This is a genomic window from Streptomyces sp. NPDC007264 (genome assembly GCF_042869095.1).
Classification (GTDB): domain Bacteria; phylum Actinomycetota; class Actinomycetes; order Streptomycetales; family Streptomycetaceae; genus Streptomyces.
Genome location: NZ_JBIAFD010000003.1, coordinates 446,581 through 469,121, shown reverse-complemented (window position 1 = coordinate 469,121; position 22,541 = coordinate 446,581). Strand labels below are relative to the sequence as shown.

Here is a 22,541-nt window from a genome sequence, read left to right as displayed (position 1 = left end):
GGAAGGCCGCATGACTGGACTCGGTGCGGTGTTCCGGCCCCAACTGCCTCCCGAGCGGCTGCGCGCGATCGCCCGACTCGCGGACGAGTCGGGACTCGAGGAGCTGTGGCTGTGGGAGGACTGCTTCCTCGAAGGGGGCATCTCGGCGGCGTCCGCCGCGCTCGCCTGGACCGACCGGCTGCGGGTGGGCGTGGGACTGCTGCCCGTGCCGCTGCGGAACGTGGCGGTCACCGCGATGGAGGCGGCCACCATGGAGCGGCTGTTCCCGGGGCGGGCCCTGCTCGGTGTCGGGCACGGCGTCCAGAGCTGGATGGGGCAGGTCGGCGCCCGCGCCGAGTCCCCCGTGACGCTGCTGCGCGAGTATCTCGACGCGCTGCGGGCCCTGCTCCGCGGGGAGCGGGTGACCAGGGACGGACGGTACGTCAGGCTGGAGGGCGTCGCGCTGGACTGGCCGCCGACGGAGGCGGTCCGCGTTCTGGCCGGGGCCACCGGCCCGCGGTCGCTGCGGCTGTCCGGTGAGGCGGCGGACGGCACGATCCTCACGGCGTCCACCGCGCCGGACGGCGTGCGGCAGGCCCGCCGGCTCATCGACGAGGGCCGGACGGCGGTGGGGCGCACCGACCCCCACCACGTCGTCGTCTACCTGCACACGGCCACCGGCCCGGACGCCGCCGCCCGGCTGCGCGCCGAGATGGAGGCGAACGGGGAGGACCTGCTGCCCGAACACGGGGTGGCCGGGGACGCGGACGCCGTCGCCGCGGCCGTGCAGCGGCTCGTCGACGCGGGTGCCGACACCGTGGTGCTGCAGCCGACCGCGGACGAGCCTGACCCGGAGGCGTTCATTCGCTTCGTGGCCCGTGAGGTACGCCCCCGCGTGCCGTCGCCGCGGCCGACGCCGCCCGAAATTCGTTCGCCCTCCCTGCCGGCCGCTGGGAGGATCACGCCATGACCGCCGTCCGTACCTTCGAGGACCTCGTCCGGGAAGCCGTCGACGCCCCCGTCGACGGCTGGGACTTCTCCTGGTTCGAGGGCCGGGCCACGGAGGAACGGCCCCCGTGGGGGTACGCGCGGTCGATGGCGGAGCGGCTCGCGCGCGTGAGCGCCGCGCTCGACGTGCAGACCGGGGGAGGAGAGGTCCTGGCCTCCGCACCGGCGCTCCCGCGGCTGATGGTCGCCACCGAGGGCTGGCCGCCGAACGTGGCCAGGGCCGCCGCCCTGCTCCACCCGCGCGGCGCCCTGGTCGTCGCGTCGCCGGAGGACGCGCCGCTGCCGTTCGCGGACGCCGCCTTCGACCTCGTGACCAGCCGGCACCCGGTGCGCACGCACTGGCGCGAGATCGCCCGCGTGCTGCGCCCCGGCGGCACGTACTTCTCCCAGCAGGTGGGCCCGGCGAGCGTCTTCGAACTCGCCGAGTACTTCCTGGGGCCGCAGCCGGAGGAGGTCCGCCGGGCCCGTGCCCCTCGGCGCGCGCGGGCCGAGGCCGAGGCGGCCGGACTGGAGGTCACCGACCTCCGGGAGGCACGGCTGCGGATGGAGTTCCACGACATCGGCGCCGTCGTCCACTTCCTGCGCAAGGTGATCTGGATCGTTCCGGGTTTCGGCGTGGAGCGGTACGAGGACCGGCTGCGGTCGCTGCACGAGCGGATCGAGGCCGCGGGTGCCTTCGTGGCCCACAGCACCCGTTTCCTGATCGAGGCCCGCAGACCGGCAGGACGAGGGTGAGCCGGATGTCCACATGCCGGGACACGCGCAGGGGTTTCCACATTGTTATCGGCAGCGGCTCGCTTCACCCTCCCGACTGCCGTAAGTTCAGACCAAGGTAATTCGCGCGAGCAAAGCTGCGCGGGTGGTGCCGCGCAGTGGAGGGGGCTGCGCGGTGCCGTGACACGACGTCGAGCCGCACTCAGCCGTCCCGTACGACGAGCCGTGCTCCGGGCCGTATCCCCCAGCGCTCCATCGCCCCGGCCTCCGCCTCCAGTACGTGGCGCGCGCGGGCGCGAGGCAGACCGACGCGCCCCGGCCGCATGGTCCGCACCGCCACGACCCGCAGCTTTCGGTCGAGATGGGCGACGTCGATCGCGAACCGCATGCCCAGCGTGTGCACCGCGCTCGCGGGACTGAGCAGCAGCGCCCCCTCGATCCCGTCGCGCCCGAGCAGCCCGCGCCGCCGGGCCCGCGCCGACCGGGCGACCTCCAGGGGTATGGGGTGGGGCGTCCCCGGTACGGTGAGCATGGCCATGACTGCGAAGTTAGCGTCGGCGTCAAGGCCCGCGCCGCCCCGCGGTCACCCGCCGGGAGGACGGCGGGACATGTCGCCGAGTGCCCCACAAGCCCGCGCAAACCCCTTGGATCCCTCAGGATCCCACCGGATTGCCCTGGAAATCGCAGCGAAAGAGTCGTCGTCACTCGGTGAAGGGGTACTTCCGCCATCACCCGGGCGTCGCCGGACGATTGCGGAGCGTAGTTTTGGCATGCCGATGCGCGCAGCAGCCCTTACGAAGGGTTATGGTGGAAACCCCCCCTCGGGCCGGTCCGTCTCCCCCCCACGGACCGGCCCGTTTTCTCTTCCCGCCACCGCCCCTCCACGGCCACGGCCACCGCCGCCCCCGCGGCCCGGCGTCCGGCCTGTCGGCCGGCCGGTCCGTCGCCGCCTCCAGGGCCGCCCCGCGCGTATCTGCCCAGAAGGGCCACCCCTCGCGAAACGCCCCGGAACACCGGCCCCACAGGCCCCCGTTCGCGGACGGGACCCGGGCCGGGGCCCCGACGCCCGTGGGCCGGGCGGAGGTCGTCCGGGGGTAGGCTTCGGCTCCGGGGACCCCCGTCTGACGGGGTCCGGGGACCGCCATCTGACGGGGATCGCGCACGCCCGCACCTGTCTGATCCGCACGGAGGGGCTGACAATCACGTGAACCTGCGCGACAAGCTGCGCGGCCTGCTGGTCAGGTTGTACGCACGCCGGGTGGAAGGCCACCTGGACCACGCTCAGGTGCCCAAGCACATCGGTGTCGTCATGGACGGCAACCGGCGCTGGGCGAAGGCGGCGGGCTCGACCACCGCGCAGGGCCACCGGGCCGGGGCCGACAAGATCGAGGAGTTCCTCGGCTGGTGCGCCGAGACGGACGTCGAGGTCGTCACCCTCTGGCTGCTGTCGACCGACAACTTCGACCGGCCGAAGGAGGAGCTGGTCCCGCTCCTCGGGATCATCGAGGACGTCGTCCGCTCCCTCGCGGCCGACGGCCGCTGGCGCGTGCACCATGTGGGCGCGCTCGACCTGCTGCCCGGGCACCTGCAGACCGTCCTCAAGGAGGCCGAGGCGGCCACGGCGCACGTCGAGGGGATAGTCGTCAACGTCGCCATCGGCTACGGCGGCCGCCAGGAGATCGCCGACGCCGTCCGGTCGATGCTCCTCGACGCCCACGACAAGGGCACCTCGATGGAGGACCTCGCCGAGTCCGTCGACATCGACATGATCGGCCGTCACCTCTACACCAGTGACCAGCCCGATCCCGACCTGGTGATCCGTACCAGCGGCGAGCAGCGGCTGTCCGGATTCATGCTGTGGCAGACCGCCCATTCGGAGTACTACTTCTGTGAGGTCTTCTGGCCGGCCTTCCGCAAGGTCGACTTCCTGCGCGCCCTGCGTGACTACGCGGCGCGACACCGCCGCTACGGCGGCTGACCCGCACCGTCGCATCACCCGGCCGGGGGAAGGCGTCACCCGGAGTTCACCGGCGCGCCGTCATGGCCCGTTGCATGGCGGCGCGTGTTCGAGGGCATAAGGCAAACAGGTCGACACCCGAACCACGGGTGTCGTATCTCAGCGGGCGGCTCGGGGCCGTCCGCCCGGGAGGCCCTTTGCACCAGCCCGACCGTGCGGTCACTGCACGGAGGAAGCAGCGGAGGGCCGGTTCCCGGCCCGTGCGACGCGGCCGGCAACCGGCCGCCTTCCTCCCGCCCGCCCTCCCGGATTCCCTCGTCGCTCCCCGACCTCATCCGAGGGGGTACGTCCTTCCGTGGTGACCAGCACAAAGCGCCACAAGCCAGACCGGCGCACCTATGTTCTCGACACCAGCGTCCTGCTGGCCGACCCGAACGCCATGAGCCGCTTCGAGGAGCACGAGGTCGTGCTGCCCGTCGTCGTGGTCACGGAGCTGGAGGCCAAGCGGCACCATCCCGAACTCGGCTACTTCGCCCGGCAGGCGCTGCGCCTGCTCGACGACTACCGGGTCCGGTACGGCCGTCTCGACGCCCCCATCCCCATCGGGGACCTCGGCGGGACCCTCCGGGTCGAGCTCAACCACTCGGACCCCAGCGTGCTGCCCACCGGCTACCGCCTGGGGGACAACGACTCCCGCATCCTCGCGGTCGCCCGCAACCTGCAGGCGGAGGGGTTCGACGTCACCGTCGTGTCGAAGGACCTGCCGCTGCGGATCAAGGCGTCCTCCGTCGGCCTCCTGGCCGAGGAGTACCGCGCGGAGCTGGCCATCACGGACTCCTCCGGCTGGACCGGGATGTCCGAGCTGACCCTGTCCGGCGAGCAGGTGGACATCCTCTTCGACGAGGGGCACGTCCACGTCCCCGAGGCCGCGGGCCTGCCCGTGCACACCGGCCTGACGATCCAGTCGGAGCGGGGGAAGGCGCTGGGACGCGTCACCGCGGAGGGCGACGTCCGCCTCGTCCGCGGCGACCGGGAGGCGTTCGGCATCAAGGGCCGCAGCGCCGAACAGCGGATCGCCCTGGACCTGCTGCTCGACCCGGACATCGGGATCGTGTCGATGGGCGGCCGGGCCGGCACCGGCAAGTCGGCGCTGGCGCTGTGCGCGGGCCTGGAGGCGGTGCTGGAGCGCAGGCAGCACCAGAAGGTGATGGTCTTCCGCCCCCTGTACGCGGTCGGCGGGCAGGAGCTCGGTTATCTGCCGGGCACCGAGGCCGAGAAGATGAGCCCCTGGGCGCAGGCCGTCTTCGACACGCTGTCCGCGGTCACCAGCCGCGAGGTCATAGAAGAGGTCACCGCGCGCGGGATGCTGGAGGTCCTCCCGCTCACCCACATCCGCGGCCGCTCCCTGCACGACGCGTTCGTGATCGTGGACGAGGCCCAGTCGCTCGAACGGAACGTCCTGCTGACCGTTCTGTCCCGGATCGGCGCGAATTCACGGGTGGTGCTGACCCATGACGTCGCCCAGCGGGACAATCTGCGGGTGGGCCGTTATGACGGGGTCGTCGCCGTCGTGGAGAAGCTGAAGGGGCATCCGCTCTTCGCGCACGTCACGCTCACGCGGTCCGAGAGGTCCCAGATCGCGGCCCTTGTGACCGAAATGCTCGAGGAGGGGCAGATCTGACCGAAGTGCTCAACTTAGGTTGAAAAGTGTGTGGTTGGCGTCGTCCGGCAAAGGTCAGAGCCTAGCCGGGCGGCGCCTTCACATGTGGCGGTTTCTGGGAATCCCCTGGGTCAAACGGGGTGTGAGCTTTCACACGCGACGCGGAATTGCCACCCGGTGTCGGGTTGCGGCAGAGTCTCACTCCTGTCAGGCCCCGCATACGACACACGTGTACCCCTGGGTACCTCTCACGCCCTTGAGGCGGTGGGGGAGTACGGCACAACCGAACCACCAGAACTCCATAGAGCCGTCGTATGCCGCCCGAGCACCACGCGGCGCTCCCGTACCGGGAGTTGCCCACCGGGCCCGTGCCTCCCGTGACCCCGCAGTTGGGAGGCCAGCGTCAGGGGCACGATTGCGTCCGCCAGGGTCACCGAAGCGGGCGATGCTGGAAGGAAACCGTGTGAGCCGGATTTCGGTCCGGGGATTCGCAGTGGCCTCGGCCACGGCGGTCACCGCTGTCGGAAGCGTCGTCGGGGTTGCCTCGGGCAGCACTGCCCAGACCAACGACGCCGAGGCGATGGCGAGCGACTCGACGCTCCTCGCAGACATACCCGCCGGCCAGCAGGCCCAGGTGCAGATCGCGTCCCTGACGCAGCAGGCCGACGCGCAGGCCATCGCCGCGGACGCGGGCGCCAAGAAGGACGCCGAGGCGGCGGCCCGCAAGCAGGCGGCCGCGGACGCGGTCGCCAAGCAGAAGGCCGCGCAGAAGGCGGAGGAAGAGGCCAAGGCACGCAAGGAGGCGGAGGCCAAGGCCAGCCGCGACTCCGTGCGCTCCGCCTCGAGCTTCGCCGTGCAGAGCTCGTACACCGTCTCGCAGATCCAGGCGATGGCGCGTCAGATGGTGCCGAGCGGCCAGTTCCAGTGCTTCAGCAACATCGTGGACCACGAGTCCAGCTGGAACTACCGGGCGGTCAACGCCTCCTCCGGCGCCTACGGCCTCTTCCAGGCCCTGCCCGGTTCCAAGATGGCCTCCGTCGGCGCCGACTGGCAGACCAACCCGGCCACGCAGATCAAGTGGGGCCTGAACTACATGAACAGCCGGTACGGCAGCCCGTGCGAGGCGTGGTCGTTCTGGCAGGCCAACCACTGGTACTGAGCCGCGGATCCGCCCGCAGGCCGTCACTCAACCTTCCGCAGCCCCTCACCGTCTATGGGTGAGGGGCTGCGGCCGTTCACCGCGGTGGGGCCGGGCCCTGTACGGTCGGGACCGTCGACTCCAGGGGGGAGTGGTGGGCAGCACCCGCGAACACGGGGGAAGAGGACGGATCATGTCGGTAGTGCCAGGGTGGCTCGCTCGGCTCGGCGCCGGACTGACGCAGGTGGGCGAGCGGCTGGACGAACGCCGCGCCGAGGTGGAGAAGGAGCTCGGCGAGCCCGAGCCGCCCCCGGCACCGGACCGGGTGCCGCCGCCCCCGGTGCACGCACCCGCCGTCACGCCGCGCCCGCATCCCGTCGAGGCGGTGCCCTGGGGTGTGCGGGTCGCGGCCGAGGCGGGCTGGCGGGTGCTCGTCCTCGCGGGCACGGTCTGGGTGCTGATGCGGGTCATCAGCGCCGTGCAGTTGGTGGTGCTGGCGTTCGTGGCCGCGCTGCTCATCACGGCGCTGCTGCAGCCGACCGTGGCGAGGCTGCAGCGGCACGGCGTGCCGCGCGGGCCCGCGACGGCGCTGACCGCCGTCCTCGGCTTCGTCGTCATGGGCCTGATCGGCTGGTTCGTGACGTGGCAGGTCATGGAGAACGTCGACTCGCTCTCCAACCAGATCCAGGACGGCATCGACGAGTTGCGCAAGTGGCTGCTGAACAGCCCCTTCCACGTCACCGACAAGCAGATCAACGAGATCGCGAAGAACCTGCGGGAGGCGGTCGGCGCCAACACCGACCAGATCACGTCGGCGGGCCTGGAGGGCGTCACCGTCATCGTGGAGGCGCTGACCGGCATCCTCCTGACGATGTTCTCCACCCTCTTCCTGCTGTACGACGGCCGGCGCATCTGGGAGTGGACGCTGAAGCTGGTCCCGGCGGCGGCGCGGCCGGGGGTGGCGGACGCGGGTCCGCGGGCGTGGCGCACGCTGACGGCCTACGTCCGCGGCACGGTGATCGTGGCCCTGATCGACGCGATCTTCATCGGTCTGGGGATCTACTTCCTGGACGTCCCGATGGCGGTGCCGCTGGCCGTCTTCATCTTCCTGTTCTCCTTCATCCCCCTGGTGGGCGCGGTCGCGTCGGGCGCGCTGGCGGTGGTGGTGGCGCTGGTGACGCAGGGCGTCTTCACCGGCGTCATGACGCTGGTCGTGGTCCTGGCCGTGCAGCAGATCGAGGGCCACATCCTGCAGCCGTTCATCCTGGGCCGGGCGGTCCGGGTCCATCCGCTGGCGGTGGTGCTGTCGGTGACGGCCGGCGGAATGATCGCGGGGATCGGCGGCGCGGTGGTGGCGGTGCCGCTGGTGGCGGTGACGAACACGGTGGTGGGCTCCCTGCGGTCGTACGCGGCCGCGATCGCGGCGCAGCAGGGGCTCGACCGGACACCGGAGCGGATGCCCCAGCAGACGGCCCCACCGTCGTCCGACGCCGTGTCCTAGGCGCCGCGCACGCACGGGCGGCACACACGACGACGGGCCCCGCCCACCGCACGGTGGACGGGGCCCGGGACGGCCGCCGTGGGCTACTCCGCCAGGACCGCCTCCGCGTCCAGGGTGACACCGACCGCCTGGATCACTGCGGCGATCTTGAAGGCCTCCTGGACGACCTCGCGCTCCACGCCCGCCTTCCGCAGCACCTGCTCGTGCGAGTCGAGGCACGAGCCGCAGCCGTTGACCGCCGAGACCGCGAACGACCACAGCTCGAAGTCGACCTTGTCGACCCCGGGGTTGCCGATGACGTTCATCCGCAGGCCCGCGCGCAGATTGCCGTACTCGTGGTCCGACAGCAGGTGACGCGTGCGGTAGAAGACGTTGTTCATCGCCATGACGGCGGCCGCGGACTTCGCCGCGGTGTACGCCTCAGGCGTGAGGTTCGCCTTCGCCTCCGGCTCCAGCTCGCGCAGCACGATCGGCGACCGGGACGCGATCGCCGTGGCCAGCACCGTGCCCCACAGCTGCTGCGGGGGCAGGTCGGAGTTGCCGATGACCGAGCCCAGGTTGAGCCTCAGGTCCTTGGCGTAGTCCGGCACTGAGGCCTTGAGGGAGTCGAGGGACATCGGCTCACTCACCGGCCAGCAGCTTGACCGGGTCCAGCGTCTCGTCGCCCTTGGCCCAGTTGCACGGGCACAGCTCGTCCGTCTGCAGGGCGTCGAGGACCCGCAGGACCTCCTTGGGGTTACGGCCGACGGAACCGGCCGTCACCATGGTGAACTGGATCTCGTTGTTCGGGTCGACGACGAAGACGGCGCGCTGCGCGAAGCCGTCCTCGCCCTCGATGCCCAGCGCGCGCATCAGCTCGTGCCGGGAGTCGGCCATCATCGGGAACGGCAGGTCGCGCAGGTCGTCGTGGTCCTTGCGCCAGGCGTGGTGCACGAACTCGGAGTCACCGGAGAAGCCGAGGATCTGGGCGTCACGGTCGGCGAACTCGTCGTTCAGCCTGCCGAAGGCCGCGATCTCGGTCGGGCACACGAAGGTGAAGTCCTTGGGCCAGGCGAAGACGATCTTCCACTTGCCCTCGTAGGTCTTGTGGTCGATCTGCTCGAACTCCTTGCCCTTCTCCAGCGAGACGCAGGCGGTCAGTTCGAACTCGGGGAACTTGTCACCGACAGTGAGCACGGGTACTCCTTGCAGCGAGAAGACATCCTGGTGACAGGTTGTCTCCCATGGGTTGGACGATCGCGATCCTGGCACAGAGTGCATTGATCAGGGAAATAGCTACACTCGGTCATGTTGATCGACGCTGGTTATCAGTGACTGAGAGCAAGGGGTGCGGTGTGGCCGCGATCAGGACCCACGGGCGGCGCCAGCCCAGTCTCGCCCAGCTGCGCGCCTTCGCGGCCGTCGCCGAGCACCTCCACTTCCGCGACGCCGCCGCCGCGATCGGGATGAGCCAGCCCGCGCTGTCGGGTGCCGTCTCCACCCTGGAGGAGATCCTCGGCGTCACCCTGCTGGAGCGCACCACCCGCAAGGTGCTACTCTCGCCCGCCGGTGAGCGCCTCGCCGTGCGGGCCAAGGCGGTGCTGCACGAGGTCGGCACCCTCATGGAGGAGGCGGAGGCCGTCCGGGCACCCTTCACCGGAGCGCTGCGGCTCGGTGTGATCCCGACCGTCGCGCCCTACCTGCTGCCGACCGTCCTGCGGCTCGTGAACGACCGCTATCCGCACCTCGACCTCCAGGTCCACGAGGAGCAGACCGCCAGCCTGCTGGACGGGCTCACCAGCGGCCGCCTCGACCTGCTGCTGCTCGCCGTCCCCCTCGGGGTGCCCGGCGTCGCCGAACTCCCCCTGTTCGACGAGGACTTCGTGCTCGTCACGCCGCTCGACCACTGGCTCGGAGGGCGTGAGGGCATCCCCAAGGAGGCCCTGCGCGAGCTGAACCTGCTGCTCCTCGACGAGGGCCACTGCCTGCGCGACCAGGCCCTCGACATCTGCCGCGAGGCCGGGCGCGGGATCAGCGGGGCGGGGCGAGGTTCCTCGGCCGAGGGGCGCGGCCCGGGACGGGAGGGTCTGCCGGTGACCGCGACCGCGGCCGGACTGTCCACCCTGGTGCAGCTCGTCGCCGGCGGGCTGGGCGTCACCCTGCTGCCCCGCACCGCCCTCAGGGTGGAGACAGCCCGCAGCGACCGGCTCCTCACCGGCTACTTCGCGGACCCGGCCCCGACCCGGAGGGTCGCCCTGGCCATGCGTACGGGCGCCGCGCGGGGCGCGGAGTACGAGGAACTGGCGCGGGCGCTCCGCGAGGCGATGCGGCCGTTGCCCGTACGGGTGTGGGAGCCCGGCTGCTGAGAATCTCCGGACAACCGCCGGCGCACTTCCGGTCATTTGTGCGCCGCAACCCGCCCCGGGACCGGCGAGAGGACGCAACTTCCGTCACCTTTCGCGACTTTCGCCGGGAGATCCACCCGGACTGATACTCATACCCCCTCGGCGTGACGCGTCAGGCATGTGTGCGACGTTCCAAGGGGAGTTGTGACGGGCATAGGGGATTCCCCTGCGCGGGACGGATACGACCTGCTGTCGCGCGCGGTGACGTGCTACGCACGCGAGAAGGGCGACGGCGGTCTGCGGGTTTCCGGGCGGCCGGGGGGAGTCGTCCATGTCCGTGACGGTCTCGTGGTCGCCGTCGCGAGCCCCGGTGCCCCCGGCCCCGGCACGCTGCTGCTGCGTTCCGGCCGGTCCGGCGCCGGGGCGGCCGCCCTGCGGGTCGTGCGGGTGATGGCGATGCAGGACGCGGTCTTCGCGATCGTGGCCGGGCGGGTGGACGGCTGCATGGCGATCGAGGACCCCGCCGAACCCGCCGACGCGCTCGCCGTCGGGGAGATGCCCACGCGGCTGCTGCACCAGGCGGCCCGCAGACTGGCCGCCCTCGACGTCCTGCCGCACCCGGTGCGGCCCGACCGGGAGCGCCCGCTGCCCGCCCCGGAGGCGGACCTCGCCCGGCTCGGCGCCGTGCAGCGGGAGGTGATGCTCCACGCCGACGGCCGTCGCACGGCTCGGGACATCGCCTTCGCCACCGGGAGCGCGCTCTACACGGTCACCGTCGAGATGGCCCGCCTGCTGGGCGCGGGCTACCTCGAGTGCGTGCCGTCGGCCGAGTCGGCGGTCCGGATACCGGGCCGCGTCCCGCCGGAGGGACTGCGCCCCCGTACGCCCCCGCAGACGGAGCCGCAGGGCGTGGCGGCGCCGGGCCCCGTGAGTGCCGTGCCGCCCTCTCCGCCTCCGGCGTCCGTCCTGCCCCGACGTACGCCCGGCGCCAGCGGCATCACCGAGACGCCCGCCGCCGAAGGGAGCGGGCGGCGCCGGAGAGGGTTCTTCCGGCTGCGGAGCGGAGCCGCCACATGACCACGAACCGACCACGGCCTCCCCGCGTACGACGCGCACGGGCGGTCACCGATGAATCATGCACAGGGAGTGGAGACCATGGACCACACGGCGCTGGCGCTGGAAATGCGCGGTCTGCGCGATGAGGTGACGGGAATCACCGACACCGCGGTCGCGGCGGCCGACGGACTGCTCATCGCCGCCGACACCGCGAACGGCATCGATCCCGAGGGGCTCGCCGCGCTGGCCGCGGCCGGCATCGGGCTCGCCCGGCGCACCACCCAGGCGACCGCCCGGGGTGCCCTGCGGGGCACCGTCGCGTACGGCAGCCACGGCTGTGCCGCCTTCTACGCCGTCGGCGACACCGCCCTGATGGTCGTGCTCGGTGACGAGGGGATGGACGTGGACCGGCTGCATCGGGCGACCCGGCCGGCCATCGACCGCATCGGCTCGATCCTCACCGCCACGGCACCCGGGGGAGAGTGAGGGGATGGCGACGAAGCGTATGGCTCAGGGCTTCTCCGACCAGGTGACGGGCCTGGTCAAAACCCTCCGCGCGGACGCCCCCGACTGTGTGGCCGCGGGCGCGGTCGACATGGCGACGGGCATGCTGCTGTCGTACGAGACCGTGGACAACCACCCGCCGGAGGTGCTCGACCTCCTCGCGGGCGCCACCCTCGACCTGTTCCAGGGGCGCACGGTGGTGATGATCGAGGACGTGTTCAAGGAGCGCCGAGGGGTCAGCGGCGACAACCACTTCTTCCAGGAGATCCTCGTCAACAGCGACCACCTCACCCATCTGTTCGTGCGCATGAACGAGCAGCAGGACGTCGTCGCCGTGGTCGTGTGCCGCAAGTCGGTGAACGTCGGCATGCTCTTCGCCCAGGTCCGCCGGGTGGTGAAGGACTACAGCCTGTGAAGCCGTGAACGGGTGCGGGTCCCCTCCCACCGGGGAGGGGACCCGCACGCCCGGCCCGCGGGTCACTCGGTCCGCAGACCGTCCGCCCGCATCAGCCGCAGCAGCGGCGGCAGGCTGAGCACCGTCACCAGCAGCACGACCGCCGCGCCGAAGCCGGTCATCGCCAGCAGGCTCGCCCAGTCCACGCTCACCGTGGTGCCGACCATCTTCAGCAGGACCGCGCCCAGCGTGAGACCCACGACCGCGGCCAGCAGCAGGCCCAGCGTGATCGGGATCGCGGTCTGCCACAGCACCGACAGGCTCAGCGTGCGGCGCCGGGTGCCGAAGGCGACCAGCGACGACAGCAGCTTCTTGCGCTCGCGCAACTGCTCCAGCTGCGAGACCAGCAGACTCGCCCCGATCAGCGCCAGCACACAGGCCGCGCCCACGGACAGCCCGGTGCGGATGGAGGCGAAGCGCACGGACTCCCGGGAGGTCGCCCAGGTGTTGGGCATGGAGAGCGGAGCGATGCGTGCCGCGGTGTTCCGCACATGGTCCCGGGCGTCGGGCACCGAGGAGTCCACCCCGATGTACAACTGCCCCTCGAACGCCGGCGCCGCCTTCGCGGACAGGGCGCCGCGGGTGACCAGGAAACCGCCGCGCTCCGACCCGGTCGGGTCCTCGCCCGCCCGGACCTGCTTCAGCGTCCGCGGTACCGTCCAGGCGACCTCCTCGCCCTTGTCGCTCTCGGTGTAGGACGGATCGAGGTACAGGGTCCGGCCGGGCTTGGCCAGCTCCGCCGTGCTGGTGTCGAGCTCGGCACCCTGCGCGACGAAGACGTCGCCCTCGTGACACGAAGGGAGCGTCAGCGTCTCGCGGAGGTCCGCGCAGGTTCCCACCGTGACCTGGGTGGTGTTGTCCGGATCCTTGGCCCGGTCACCGACGTAGGATTCCGAGAGCGCTATGACCCGGCTCACGCCCTTGGTGTTCCGCATCTCCCGGGCGGCCGGGTCGAGCGGGGCGCCGCTCGGCAGGGAGACCTGCATCTGGGCCCGCGTCAGGTCGTATCCCGTCGACTTCGTGTAGTCGGCCTCCACACCGGCGAACAGCATCTGCAGCGCGATGGCACCGGCCACCGCCACCGCGACGCCGTTGACCATGCGCGCCGCGGTGCCGCTGCTCAGCTGGAGCCTGCGGACGGCCAGTTGCCACGACACCCCGCCGGCGTCGAGCCGGGCGACGACCGCTTCGACGACCCAGGGCAGCAGTGCGGTGATGCCGACGAGCAGGAACATGACGCCGCCGACGACCAGGTACTGGTTGAAGTTCCCGTTGTCGTTGCCCTGGCCGATCATCGGGTAGAGCATGCCGAGCCCGGCCAGCGGCAGCAGCAGCCGCCACCACAGCCGACGCCGTGCGGGCTTGGCCGTGCGGACCACGCCGAGCGGCTCGATGACCACACCGCGCAGCGCGAGCAGGGTGACGAGCACCGCGGCCGTGGGGACGGCCACCGCGACCAGCAGCGCCAGCGCGGGCGTCGGGTTCAGGTAGCTGGGGAAGACGCTGATGCCGAAGACTTCCACCTGCGCGACGAGCTGCCGTCCGATCAGGAAGAAGCCGGCGCCCAGCAGCAGCCCGAGCAGGGACCCGGCGAGTGCCTCCCCGGCGGCGATCCGCCGGGTCATGCCGCTGTCGGAGCCGACCAGGCGCAGCGCGGCCAGCCGCCGGTCGCGCCGCTCGCCGCCGAACCGCACGGCCGCCGCGATGAAGACCCCGACGGGCATGAGCAGCACCACGAAGACGACCATGACCAGCAGGAGCAGAATGGGATCCCACGGCTCGGAGCCGGGGTCGGCGCCGCCGAAGCTGTTGATACGGGCCACGTACGGGGGCGCGATGTGCGCCGCCAGTCCCTCGGCGCCCGCGTAGTAGGCGAGTTCCTGGGAACCGATGAGGCCGCTCTCCCCGATGGTCCCGGCGATCCGGTACGGCAGCCGCTCCCGCAGCAGCTTCCCGTCTCCGGACGTGAGCAGCTCCTTCAGGGCGGGGGAGACCACCATCTCGCCCGGCGCCGGGAACGATGTCAGCCCCGGCGGCAGGGGTGCCCGGGCGCCCTCCCGCTCCATCATCCGCCCGCGGACGTTCTTCCCGCGGTAGTCGGTGTCGACGTCCGCGATCACCAGGGTGTTGTCCGCTCTGGGCCGCTGCGACTGGGTGAAGGTGTGGTCCGCGCGCGCCTCCTGGTGCACGTCGCGCTGGGACAGGACGTTAGGCAGGGCGGTCGTCAGCAGCAGCAGCGCCACGCCGAGTCCGACGCCGACGGCGGTCAGCAGGACCCGGACCCACCCCTCGCGCCCGCCGGTGAACGCGAACTTGGTCCCCAGGGCCAGGTCCCGGGCCCACCCCCAGGCTCTCGAGTCCGCTCGAGCAGGGAGGTGCCCCCGTGCCGCACTCATACGATGCGCTCCATGTCCCGGGACTTCCCGTCCCGTACGACGATCTCGCGGTCGGAGTACGCGGCCACCCGCGCCTCGTGCGTGACCAGCACGACGGCCGCGTTGGTGGAGCGGGCCGCCTCGGTGAGCAGTTCCATCACGCGCTCGCCGTTGAGGGAGTCGAGGGCGCCGGTGGGCTCGTCGGCGAACAGCACGCGCGGCGAGGTGACCAGCGAGCGGGCGACGGCGACGCGCTGCCCCTGACCGCCGGATATCTCGCCGGGCCGCTTCTTCGCGAGGTCGTCGACCTCGAGCCGCTCCATCCAGGACAGCGCGGTCCGCTCGGCGGTCTTGCGGGGCGTCCCGCCCAGCCGCAGCGGAAGGGCCACGTTCTCGACGCAGGTCAGCTCGGGCACGAGCTGGCCGAACTGGAACACGAAGCCGAACTCGGACCTCCTCAGGAGGCTGCGCTCGGCGTCGCCCATGCCGGCCATCTCACGGCCGTCGTAGAGGATCGAGCCCGAGTCGGGCGGCACGATCCCGGCGAGACAGTGCAGCAGCGTCGACTTGCCGGAGCCGGAGGGGCCCATCACGGCGACGATCTCGCCCGGGTGGATGGAGAACGAGGCGCCGTCGAGGGCGAGGGTCGGCCCGTAGGCCTTGCGCAGGTTCTCGGCGGCGAGCAGGGAGCCGGGAGGATGCGTCATGGGGTCACCGCCTCGGCGAGCCGGTCGAGGCGCGCGGCGGTCAGCTCCAGCCAGCGCAGGTCGGCCTCGAGATGGAAGAGCGCGTGGTCGCAGATCAGCTGGTCGGCCAGGTCGCCCTTGCGCTTGCGGTCGGTGAGGATCCGCATCATGCGCAGGTGCTCGGCGCGCTGGGTGTCGAGGATGTCGGCCGCGTCACGGTGGGTGAGGAGCGCGAGGACGACCTTGGTGTAGAGGGTCGACTGGAGGTACGGCTCGGGCTTCTCGGGCGTCGCGAGCCACCGCTGCACGTCGGTGATCCCGGCCTCGGTGATGGCGTACCGCTTGCGCTCGGGCCCGCCGCCCGCCTCGATGCCGTCGACTTCGACGAGCCCGTTCTTCAGCAGGCGGGACATCGTCGAGTAGACCTGGCCGTAGTGCAGCGGCCGGTCGTGACCGAACTTCTCGTCGAAGGCCCGCTTCAGGTCGTAACCATGTCGGGGCCCGGACTCCAGGAGTCCTAGGAGGGTGTGACCGATGGACATGCCCTCACTCTACACAGGGCGTATACACCCCGCGTATACATGCCGCGTATAGGTCGTGCCGGAAGGTGACTCCTCGCAGGTGAGGCACCTTTGTCACGGTTCTGCTACACGCCAGGGCCCGGCGGTCGAGGGCGGGGACGCCCAGCCCCGCGGGGCTCCCGGGCGCCCCGGCCGGGGGTTTGCCGCGGCAGGAAAATCGGCCGGTCCGACAACCATCCGCCGCCCTCGGGCGTCGGTTCCGGTGGGACAGGTGCTCGATCTCACGTCCGTACAAGGCGTGATCGGCAACCCTTTGTCATACCGTGCGGTGTTAGCTTGCTGAGCTGACCCGAGCCACGAACCTGTGTGACCCACGAGACCGAAGCGGATTGGATCGAGCCATGGGACGAGCGGAAGAGAGACGAGCGCGGCAGCGCGGTGGCCGCCGCGCGGCGCCCAAGCGCTCGCCCGGGACGGCCGGATCCGCGTCGGTGGGCGCGCCGCCCGGCTCCCGGGCCGCCGCGCGGGGCAAGGGCGGCGGCAAGGCCAAGAAGAGCGGCATACGCAGGTTCTTCACCTGGAAGACGGTCCTGGGCTCGATCTTCGGCTTCGTGCTGCTCGGCATGGGCGCCTTCATCGTGCTGTACATGATGATCGGCATTCCCGAGGGCAACGCCGCCGCCAAGCTGCAGAGCAACGTCTACAAGTACAGCGACGGCACGATCCTGGCCCGCACCGGTGAGGTCAACCGGGAGAACGTCGACCTCGCCGAGGTCCCCAAGAACGTCCGGCTCACCTTCGTCGCCGCCGAGAACAAGACCTTCTACCAGGACGCGGGCGTCGACCTGAAGGGCACGGCCCGCGGTCTGATCAACACCCTGTCCGGCAAGGGCAAGCAGGGCGGTTCGGGGATCACCCAGCAGTACGTCAAGAACTACTACCTGAGCCAGGACCAGACCGTCACGCGCAAGCTGAAGGAACTGGTCATCTCGCTGAAGCTGGACCGCCAGAAGTCCAAGGACTACATCCTCGCGGGCTACATCAACACCAGCTACTACGGGCGCGGCGCCTACGGCATCCAGGCCGCCGCACAGGCGTACTACCGCAAGGACGCCAAGGACCTCACGGTCCGGGAGGGCGCGTACCTGGCCGCGCTGCTCCAGGCGCCGAACCAGTACGACTGGGCGATCGCCACCGACACCGGCAAGAGGCTGGCGAAGAACCGCTGGAACTACGTCCTGGACAACATGGTCGAGCAGCACTGGCTGGACGCGGGCAAGCGCCAGGGCATGACGTTCCCGGTGCCGAAGGCACCCAAGGCGGCGCCCGGCATGGAGGGACAGACCGGCTACCTGGTGGACGCGGCCAACGCGGCGCTGGAGAAGCAACTGGTCGCCCAGGGCACCGCCGCCTCCCTCGGTGACGCGGAGGCGCTGGTGAAGCAGGGTGGCTGGACCATCACGCTGACCGTCGACAAGAAGAAGCAGGACCAGCTGGAGCAGGCCGTCAAGGACCGGCTCACCAGCATGCTGAACCCGAAGAAGCGGCCCGTCGACGGCGACGTCCAGGCCGGTGCCGCGTCCGTGGACCCGAGGACGGGCAACGTCCTCGCGCTCTACGGCGGTCAGAACTACACCCAGCACTATGTGAACAACGCGACGCGGCGCGACTACCAGCCCGCCTCCACCTTCAAGCCGTTGATCCTCGCCGCCGCCATGGACAAGGGCGCCCAGACCCAGGACGGCCGGGCGATCGACGCGAACACGATCTACGACGGCACGAGCCGCCGCCCGGTCAAGGGCAGCGCGGTCCCCTTCGCCCCGCCGAACGAGGACGAGCAGGACTACGGCGACATCACCGTCCAGACGGCGATGAACAAGTCCGTGAACTCGGTCTTCGCCCAGATGGGCGTCGACGTCGGCATGGACGAGGTCCTGAAGACCGCGAACTCCCTCGGCATGGACACCAAGGGCCTGCAGGCCGTGCCCGCGCAGACCCTCGGCTCCATGGGCGCGAGCCCGCTGGAGATGGCGGGCGTCTACGCGACCCTCGACAACCACGGCAAGAAGGTCACCCCCGCGATCATCAAGTCGGCCGAGCACAAGGACCGCACGGTCACCCTCCCGGACCCGATCGGCGACCAGGTGATCAGCCGCGAGGCCGCGGACACGGTCACCTCGGTGCTCACCGGCGTGGTCGACGACGGTACGGCCAAGACCTCGGTGCGGGACAACCCGGCCCGCCGCGGCCAGCAGGTCGCCGGCAAGACGGGCACCTCCGACAGCAACAAGTCGGCCTGGTTCACCGGCTACACGCCGAACCTGGTCACCTCGGTCGGCCTGTTCGGCGAGGACGCCAAGACCCACGCCCAGGTGACGCTGAAGGGGGCGACGGGCCGCATCCCGGGCAGCGGACGCATCAACGGCGGTGGCTACCCGGCGCAGATCTGGGCCGCGTACACCTTCGAGGCGATGGACGGCGTCAGCCGGTTCGACCTGGAGACCACGCAGGGCGCGGCCGTCCAGACCAGCGCGCCGCCGACGACCAGCCAGTCGCCCACCGGCACCCCGTCGTCGACGCCGACCAGCCAGCGGCCCACCTCCGCGCCGCCGACGTCCTCGGCCCCGCCGACGCAGTCGCAGACGCCCACCCAGACGCCTCCGACGACGAACCCGCCGACGACGCCGGCCACCACACCCCCGTCGACGCCCAACAACCCGCTGAACCCCAACAACGGCGGGACATGACCGCGAACGCGTAGAACGACAGGGCCGAGGGGTGCCCGGTGTTCCGGGCGCCCCTCGGCGCGTCACGCGGAGCCGCCCGGCCGGCCGGCCGCCCGGCATCAGGCGCCGTTGACGTGGTGGGCGATGCGGTCGCCGATCTCCTTGTCGATGTTGCGCCAGTACTGCAGCGCGCGGTCCAGGACCGGGCGGCTGACGCCGGCCTTCAGATGACCGGTGACGTTGGACACCAGCCGGTCGCGGGCCGCGTCGTCCAGCACGGTGCGGACCAGGGTGCCCGGCTGGCCGAAGTCGTCGTCCTCGGAGTGCAGCCGGTACGCCTCGCGGACCATCTCGCCCGCCGTCTGCCAGCCCGCGATGTCGCCGAACTGCGTCACCGCCGCGGCCGGGCCGCCGTAGGAGTTGGGGGCGTACGGCCTGGCGGTGTCGGCGGGCTCGTAGCGCATCGGCCCGTCCTTGGCGTAGGAGCTGACCCGCGAGCGCGGCCGGTTGGGCGGCAGCTGCGCGTAGTTGGGGCCGATGCGGTAGCGGTGCGTGTCCGGGTAGGAGAAGAGCCGGCCGAGCAGCATCTTGTCCGGCGACGGGCCGATGCCCGGCACCATGTTGGAGGGCTCGAACGCGGCCTGCTCGATGTGGACGAAGTAGTCCTCGGGGTTCTTGTCGAGGGTCATGCGGCCGACCTCGATCAGCGGGTAGTCGCCGTGCGGCCACACCTTGGTCAGGTCGAACGGGTTGAACCGGTAGTCCGGGGCGTCCTCGAACGGCATCACCTGCACATGGACCGTCCAGGACGGGTGCTCGCCGCGCTCGATCGCCTCGTACAGATCGCGGCGGTGCACGTCGGCGTCCTCGCCGGCGAGGCGGTCCGCGTCGGCCTGGGTGAGGAAGTCGATGCCCTGGTCGGTCTTGATGTGGTACTTGACCCAGAACTTCTCGCCGCCACCGTTGATCCACATGTAGGTGTGCGAGGAGTACCCGTTCATGTGGCGGTACGTCTTCGGGACGCCGCGGTCGCCCATGAGCCACGTCACCATGTGTGCGGACTCGGGGGAGAGGGTCCAGAAGTCCCACTGCATGTCGTTGTTGCGCAGCCCGGTGACCGGGTGGCGCTTCTGCGAGCGGATGAAGTCCTGGAACTTCTGCGGGTCCCGGACGAAGAAGACCGGGGTGTTGTTGCCGACCAGGTCGTAGTTGCCGTGCTCCGTGTAGAACTTCAGCGCGAAGCCGCGCGGGTCGCGCCATGTGTCGGGGGAGCCCAGTTCGCCCGCGACCGTCGAGAAGCGTGCGAGCATCTCGGTGCGCCTGCCCGGCTGGAAGAGGGCGGCCTTGGTGAACTGGCTCACGTCGTTGGTCACTTCGAAGGTTCCGTACGCGCCGCTGCCCTTGGCGTGCACCACCCGCTCGGGAACCCGCTCCCGGTTGAACTGGGCCATCTTCTCGATGAGGTAGTGGTCCTGGAGAAGGATCGGGCCGTCGGGTCCCACGGTCAGCGAGTGTTCGTCGCTCTCCACCGGAATGCCGGCGTTCGTCGTGGTGTACGGAACCGACTGGGATGCCTGAGTCACGAGCGTCCCTCCTGTCGAACGAGGTCGTCAGGTCGCTTGGCTCACCTCAGCAGTCAACTCCGCCGACGGGATGTCGGCAACATCTGGACCGAATCCAGGTCCGGTCCTGGTCCAGCTCTGGCCTCGACCGAGGCTGGACCAGGACCGGGGCCGGACAGGGCCGGACAGGGCCGGACCGGGGTCGTCCTTGATCGGGCCGGACCGGGGCCGCGGCCTCGACCGGGGACGCCGGCCGGACCGCTCAGCCCCTGTTCAGCTCGAACCAGACGACCTTCCCCGTGCTCAGCCGGGTCGCCCCCCAGCGCCGGGCCAGCCGGTTGACCAGGTAGAGGCCCCGGCCGCCCTCGTCCGTGGCCCGCGCCTGCCGCAGCCGCGGCAGCTGCGGCACGTCGTCACCGACCTCGCAGCGCAGCACATCGGTGCGTAGCAGCCGCAGCGTGACCGGCCGTGACGCATAGCGCACGGCATTCGTCACCACCTCGCTGACCAGCAGCTCCACCGAGTCCGTCAGTTCGTCCAGGTCCCAGCGGGCGAGCGCCCGGCGCACCAGCCGCCGGGCCCGGCTCGGGGCCGAGTCCTCGGGCTCCAGGAACCAGTAGGCGACGTCCGTCGGCGCGATCCCGTCGAAGCGGGCGGCGAGCAGCGCGATGTCGTCGTCGCGGTCGCCGGGACCGAGCATGTCGAGCACCTCGTCGCACAGCGCCTCCAGCGGCGGCGGGTGATCCGCGCCGGTGAGCTGGGCGGTCGCGGCGAGCTTCTCCCGCAGCTGCTCTATGCCGGTCCACACGTCCCGCAGCCGCGACTCGACCAGACCGTCGGTGTACAGCAGCAGCGTCGCGCCGGCCGGGGCGTCCAGTTCGACCGCCTCGAAGTCCACGCCGCCCACGCCGATGGGAGCGCCCGCGGGCACCCGCAGCACCTCGGCCCGCCCGCCCAGGTGCAGCAGCACCGGCGGCGGATGGCCCGCGTTGGCGATGGTGATCCGGTGCGCGACCGGGTCGTACACCGCGTACAGGCAGGTCGCCATGCGGTCGGTGCCCAGCCGCTGGGCCTGCTCGTCGAGGTGGTGCAGCACCTCCTGAGGCGGCAGGTCGAGCCCGGCGAGCGTCTGCGCCGTGGTGCGCAGCTGACCCATGATCGCCGCGGACGTCATGGAGTGACCCATGACGTCGCCCACGACCAGCGCCACCCGGCTGCCCGGCAGCGGAATGGCGTCGTACCAGTCACCGCCGACCCGCGCGGTCTCCGCGGCCGGCAGATACCGGGACGCCAGCCGCACCCCCGTCGGGTTCGGCAGGGTCTCCGGCAGCATGGTCCGCTGCAGTTCGTCGGCGATGTACGCCTCGCGGCCGTACAGCACCGCCTTGTCGATGCCGAGCGCGCTGTGCGTGGCGAGCTGGGCGGCGACCAGCAGATCGTCCGTCTCGAACGCCATGCGCTCCGGCCGGCGCAGGAACAGGGTGGCGCCGATGACCCGTCGGCGGCCGCGCAGCGGCGCGAGGATCGCACGCTGGCCGGCGGGGATCACGAGATCGTCGCCGAGCAGCTCCGGCAGCGCGGCCCGGGCCGCGGGCGCGTCCGCGAACACGGGGCGCACCCCGCGCAGCACCTCGGCGAGCGGGCCGCCCGGCCGCACCTGGCACAGCTCGTTGCTCAGCGCGGCCATACCCGAGTTCTCCGGCGCCGGAACCGGCAGGATGCCGTCCTCCAGGTCCCGCTCCTGCGGGATCCGGTCGGTACGCCGCAGCCGCAGCACCAGGGGTCCGGTGGGCCGCTCGTCGCCCACGGGCAGGGGGTCGCGCAGATAGACCAGGATCGCGTCCGCGAAGGTCGGCACGGTGGCCCGGCACAGACCCATCACGATCTCGTCGAGGTCGATGCCGCGGGCGATCCGCCGGGTCGCGGCGCCCACGAAGCGCAGCCGGTCCCCGTCGCGCCGCATGGGCATGGGCCCGTTCGGCGGCGACTGGCCGGTGCGCCGGTCCTTGCCCGCCGGCAACGCGGCGGCACGGTCCTGGTCGGCGCCGGGCTGGGCCGGGATGCTCTCCGGAGCGGGGCGCGGCCGGTGCGCGTCGGGCTCCCCGGCGGCCGGCTGGGAGTGTTCGGTGCCGCTCGTCGCCGACGGCGGGGCGGGGGTGCCGCCCGGGGTGCCCGACGGCCCGTGCTGGGCGCAGGGCATCGGCAGCACCGGTGCGTCGCCGGGCCGGGTCTGTGCGGGTAACGCCGAGGCCGGCGGTGCGGACAGCGGCTCCGGGGTACGCAGGAGCGCCCCGCGGGGCTCCGCGGGGCCGACGCCCGGCTGCGGGCGCTCCTGGGAGGTCGGGTGCTCCGTCACGCGTGTCGAATCCATCCGTC

19 protein-coding genes are annotated in these 22,541 nt (G+C 71.5%); 11 read left to right on the top strand and 8 right to left on the bottom strand.

The window, feature by feature from the left end; genetic code table 11:
- Positions 1-10: 10 nt before the first annotated feature.
- Together ACFYMU_RS07130 and ACFYMU_RS07125 are read left to right on the top strand one after the other, a co-directional pair.
- The gene (locus tag ACFYMU_RS07130) at positions 11-949 is read left to right on the top strand and encodes an LLM class flavin-dependent oxidoreductase (RefSeq protein ID WP_388369069.1); all 939 of its coding nucleotides are present in this window, start codon (positions 11-13) and stop codon (positions 947-949) included.
- On the top strand, positions 946-1,722 hold the full coding sequence (locus ACFYMU_RS07125; protein ID WP_388369066.1) for a class I SAM-dependent methyltransferase: 777 nt from the start codon (positions 946-948) through the stop codon (positions 1,720-1,722). The genes ACFYMU_RS07130 and ACFYMU_RS07125 overlap by 4 nt, the downstream gene beginning before the upstream one ends.
- Before the next feature lie 181 nt (positions 1,723-1,903).
- Here ACFYMU_RS07125 and ACFYMU_RS07120 read toward each other — a convergent pair whose 3' ends face one another.
- Positions 1,904-2,239, bottom strand: coding sequence for a DUF192 domain-containing protein (locus ACFYMU_RS07120; protein ID WP_388369063.1), 336 nt, complete (start codon positions 2,237-2,239; stop codon positions 1,904-1,906).
- A 666-nt stretch (positions 2,240-2,905) separates the two neighbouring features.
- On the opposite strand from ACFYMU_RS07120, the gene ACFYMU_RS07115 reads away from it, so the two are divergent.
- The 4 genes from ACFYMU_RS07115 (at position 2,906) to ACFYMU_RS07100 (ending at position 7,957) form a co-directional block, all read left to right on the top strand.
- Positions 2,906-3,679 (top strand): isoprenyl transferase, encoded by a 774-nt coding sequence (locus ACFYMU_RS07115; RefSeq protein ID WP_388369060.1) that lies wholly within the window; start codon positions 2,906-2,908, stop codon positions 3,677-3,679.
- Between the two features lie 334 nt (positions 3,680-4,013).
- Positions 4,014-5,339 (top strand): PhoH family protein, encoded by a 1,326-nt coding sequence (locus tag ACFYMU_RS07110; RefSeq protein WP_388369057.1) that lies wholly within the window; start codon positions 4,014-4,016, stop codon positions 5,337-5,339.
- A 424-nt stretch (positions 5,340-5,763) separates the two neighbouring features.
- Positions 5,764-6,477: a transglycosylase SLT domain-containing protein gene (locus tag ACFYMU_RS07105; RefSeq protein ID WP_388369054.1), complete on the top strand. Its 714-nt coding sequence runs from the start codon at positions 5,764-5,766 to the stop codon at positions 6,475-6,477.
- 172 nt (positions 6,478-6,649) lie between these two features.
- Positions 6,650-7,957, top strand: coding sequence for an AI-2E family transporter (locus ACFYMU_RS07100; protein WP_388369051.1), 1,308 nt, complete (start codon positions 6,650-6,652; stop codon positions 7,955-7,957).
- 83 nt (positions 7,958-8,040) lie between these two features.
- Here the strand turns inward: ACFYMU_RS07100 and ACFYMU_RS07095 are convergent, their stop codons facing one another.
- Positions 8,041-8,574 carry an alkyl hydroperoxide reductase gene (locus ACFYMU_RS07095; RefSeq protein WP_388369164.1) on the bottom strand — a complete coding sequence of 178 codons (534 nt, stop codon included), beginning with the start codon at positions 8,572-8,574 and terminating at the stop codon, positions 8,041-8,043.
- A gap of 4 nt (positions 8,575-8,578) precedes the next feature.
- Positions 8,579-9,133, bottom strand: coding sequence for a peroxiredoxin (locus tag ACFYMU_RS07090; protein ID WP_388369048.1), 555 nt, complete (start codon positions 9,131-9,133; stop codon positions 8,579-8,581).
- Positions 9,134-9,291: 158 nt separating this feature from the next.
- Between ACFYMU_RS07090 and ACFYMU_RS07085 the strand changes: the two genes are divergently transcribed.
- The 4 genes from ACFYMU_RS07085 to ACFYMU_RS07070 all read left to right on the top strand — a co-directional run bounded on the left by ACFYMU_RS07085 (position 9,292) and on the right by ACFYMU_RS07070 (position 12,256).
- The gene (locus tag ACFYMU_RS07085; RefSeq protein WP_388369045.1) at positions 9,292-10,302 is read left to right on the top strand and encodes a LysR substrate-binding domain-containing protein; all 1,011 of its coding nucleotides are present in this window, start codon (positions 9,292-9,294) and stop codon (positions 10,300-10,302) included.
- 183 nt (positions 10,303-10,485) lie between these two features.
- Positions 10,486-11,358 carry a MarR family transcriptional regulator gene (locus tag ACFYMU_RS07080; RefSeq protein ID WP_388369042.1) on the top strand — a complete coding sequence of 291 codons (873 nt, stop codon included), beginning with the start codon at positions 10,486-10,488 and terminating at the stop codon, positions 11,356-11,358.
- A gap of 78 nt (positions 11,359-11,436) precedes the next feature.
- The gene (locus ACFYMU_RS07075; RefSeq protein ID WP_388369039.1) at positions 11,437-11,823 is read left to right on the top strand and encodes a roadblock/LC7 domain-containing protein; all 387 of its coding nucleotides are present in this window, start codon (positions 11,437-11,439) and stop codon (positions 11,821-11,823) included.
- Between the two features lie 4 nt (positions 11,824-11,827).
- The gene (locus ACFYMU_RS07070; RefSeq protein ID WP_388369036.1) at positions 11,828-12,256 is read left to right on the top strand and encodes a hypothetical protein; all 429 of its coding nucleotides are present in this window, start codon (positions 11,828-11,830) and stop codon (positions 12,254-12,256) included.
- Between the two features lie 62 nt (positions 12,257-12,318).
- On the opposite strand, the gene ACFYMU_RS07065 is transcribed toward ACFYMU_RS07070, so the two are convergent.
- The 3 genes from ACFYMU_RS07065 to ACFYMU_RS07055 are packed head-to-tail and all read right to left on the bottom strand — an operon-like array spanning position 12,319 to position 15,898.
- A complete protein-coding gene (locus tag ACFYMU_RS07065; protein WP_388369033.1) occupies positions 12,319-14,691 on the bottom strand; it encodes an ABC transporter permease in 2,373 nt (790 codons plus the stop codon).
- Complete coding sequence (locus tag ACFYMU_RS07060) at positions 14,688-15,377, bottom strand: ABC transporter ATP-binding protein (protein WP_388369030.1); 690 nt, start codon at positions 15,375-15,377, stop codon at positions 14,688-14,690. The genes ACFYMU_RS07065 and ACFYMU_RS07060 overlap by 4 nt, the downstream gene beginning before the upstream one ends.
- Positions 15,374-15,898: a PadR family transcriptional regulator gene (locus ACFYMU_RS07055; protein WP_388369027.1), complete on the bottom strand. Its 525-nt coding sequence runs from the start codon at positions 15,896-15,898 to the stop codon at positions 15,374-15,376. The genes ACFYMU_RS07060 and ACFYMU_RS07055 overlap by 4 nt, the downstream gene beginning before the upstream one ends.
- A gap of 380 nt (positions 15,899-16,278) precedes the next feature.
- Between ACFYMU_RS07055 and ACFYMU_RS07050 the strand changes: the two genes are divergently transcribed.
- Entirely contained in the window at positions 16,279-18,624 is a 2,346-nt protein-coding gene (locus ACFYMU_RS07050) for a transglycosylase domain-containing protein (RefSeq protein WP_388369024.1), read from the top strand.
- A 98-nt stretch (positions 18,625-18,722) separates the two neighbouring features.
- Here ACFYMU_RS07050 and ACFYMU_RS07045 read toward each other — a convergent pair whose 3' ends face one another.
- Together ACFYMU_RS07045 and ACFYMU_RS07040 are read right to left on the bottom strand one after the other, a co-directional pair.
- Positions 18,723-20,186 carry a catalase gene (locus tag ACFYMU_RS07045; protein WP_388369021.1) on the bottom strand — a complete coding sequence of 488 codons (1,464 nt, stop codon included), beginning with the start codon at positions 20,184-20,186 and terminating at the stop codon, positions 18,723-18,725.
- 241 nt (positions 20,187-20,427) lie between these two features.
- Positions 20,428-22,536 carry a SpoIIE family protein phosphatase gene (locus ACFYMU_RS07040; protein ID WP_388369018.1) on the bottom strand — a complete coding sequence of 703 codons (2,109 nt, stop codon included), beginning with the start codon at positions 22,534-22,536 and terminating at the stop codon, positions 20,428-20,430.
- Between the last annotated feature and the right edge of the window lie 5 nt (positions 22,537-22,541).

Excerpts from the sequence above, each read along its gene's own strand:
- ACFYMU_RS07130 (WP_388369069.1), top strand. The coding sequence starts at position 11 with ATGACTGGACTCGGTGCGGTGTTCCGGCCCCAACTGCCTCCCGAGCGG.
- ACFYMU_RS07125 (WP_388369066.1), top strand. The coding sequence starts at position 946 with ATGACCGCCGTCCGTACCTTCGAGGACCTCGTCCGGGAAGCCGTCGAC.
- ACFYMU_RS07120 (WP_388369063.1), bottom strand. The coding sequence starts at position 2,239 with ATGGCCATGCTCACCGTACCGGGGACGCCCCACCCCATACCCCTGGAG.
- ACFYMU_RS07105 (WP_388369054.1), top strand. The coding sequence starts at position 5,764 with ATGCTGGAAGGAAACCGTGTGAGCCGGATTTCGGTCCGGGGATTCGCA.
- ACFYMU_RS07100 (WP_388369051.1), top strand. The coding sequence starts at position 6,650 with ATGTCGGTAGTGCCAGGGTGGCTCGCTCGGCTCGGCGCCGGACTGACG.
- ACFYMU_RS07095 (WP_388369164.1), bottom strand. The coding sequence starts at position 8,574 with ATGTCCCTCGACTCCCTCAAGGCCTCAGTGCCGGACTACGCCAAGGAC.
- ACFYMU_RS07075 (WP_388369039.1), top strand. The coding sequence starts at position 11,437 with ATGGACCACACGGCGCTGGCGCTGGAAATGCGCGGTCTGCGCGATGAG.
- ACFYMU_RS07070 (WP_388369036.1), top strand. The coding sequence starts at position 11,828 with ATGGCGACGAAGCGTATGGCTCAGGGCTTCTCCGACCAGGTGACGGGC.
- ACFYMU_RS07065 (WP_388369033.1), bottom strand. The coding sequence starts at position 14,691 with ATGAGTGCGGCACGGGGGCACCTCCCTGCTCGAGCGGACTCGAGAGCC.
- ACFYMU_RS07060 (WP_388369030.1), bottom strand. The coding sequence starts at position 15,377 with ATGACGCATCCTCCCGGCTCCCTGCTCGCCGCCGAGAACCTGCGCAAG.
- ACFYMU_RS07055 (WP_388369027.1), bottom strand. The coding sequence starts at position 15,898 with ATGTCCATCGGTCACACCCTCCTAGGACTCCTGGAGTCCGGGCCCCGA.
- ACFYMU_RS07050 (WP_388369024.1), top strand. The coding sequence starts at position 16,279 with ATGGGACGAGCGGAAGAGAGACGAGCGCGGCAGCGCGGTGGCCGCCGC.
- ACFYMU_RS07040 (WP_388369018.1), bottom strand. The coding sequence starts at position 22,536 with ATGGATTCGACACGCGTGACGGAGCACCCGACCTCCCAGGAGCGCCCG.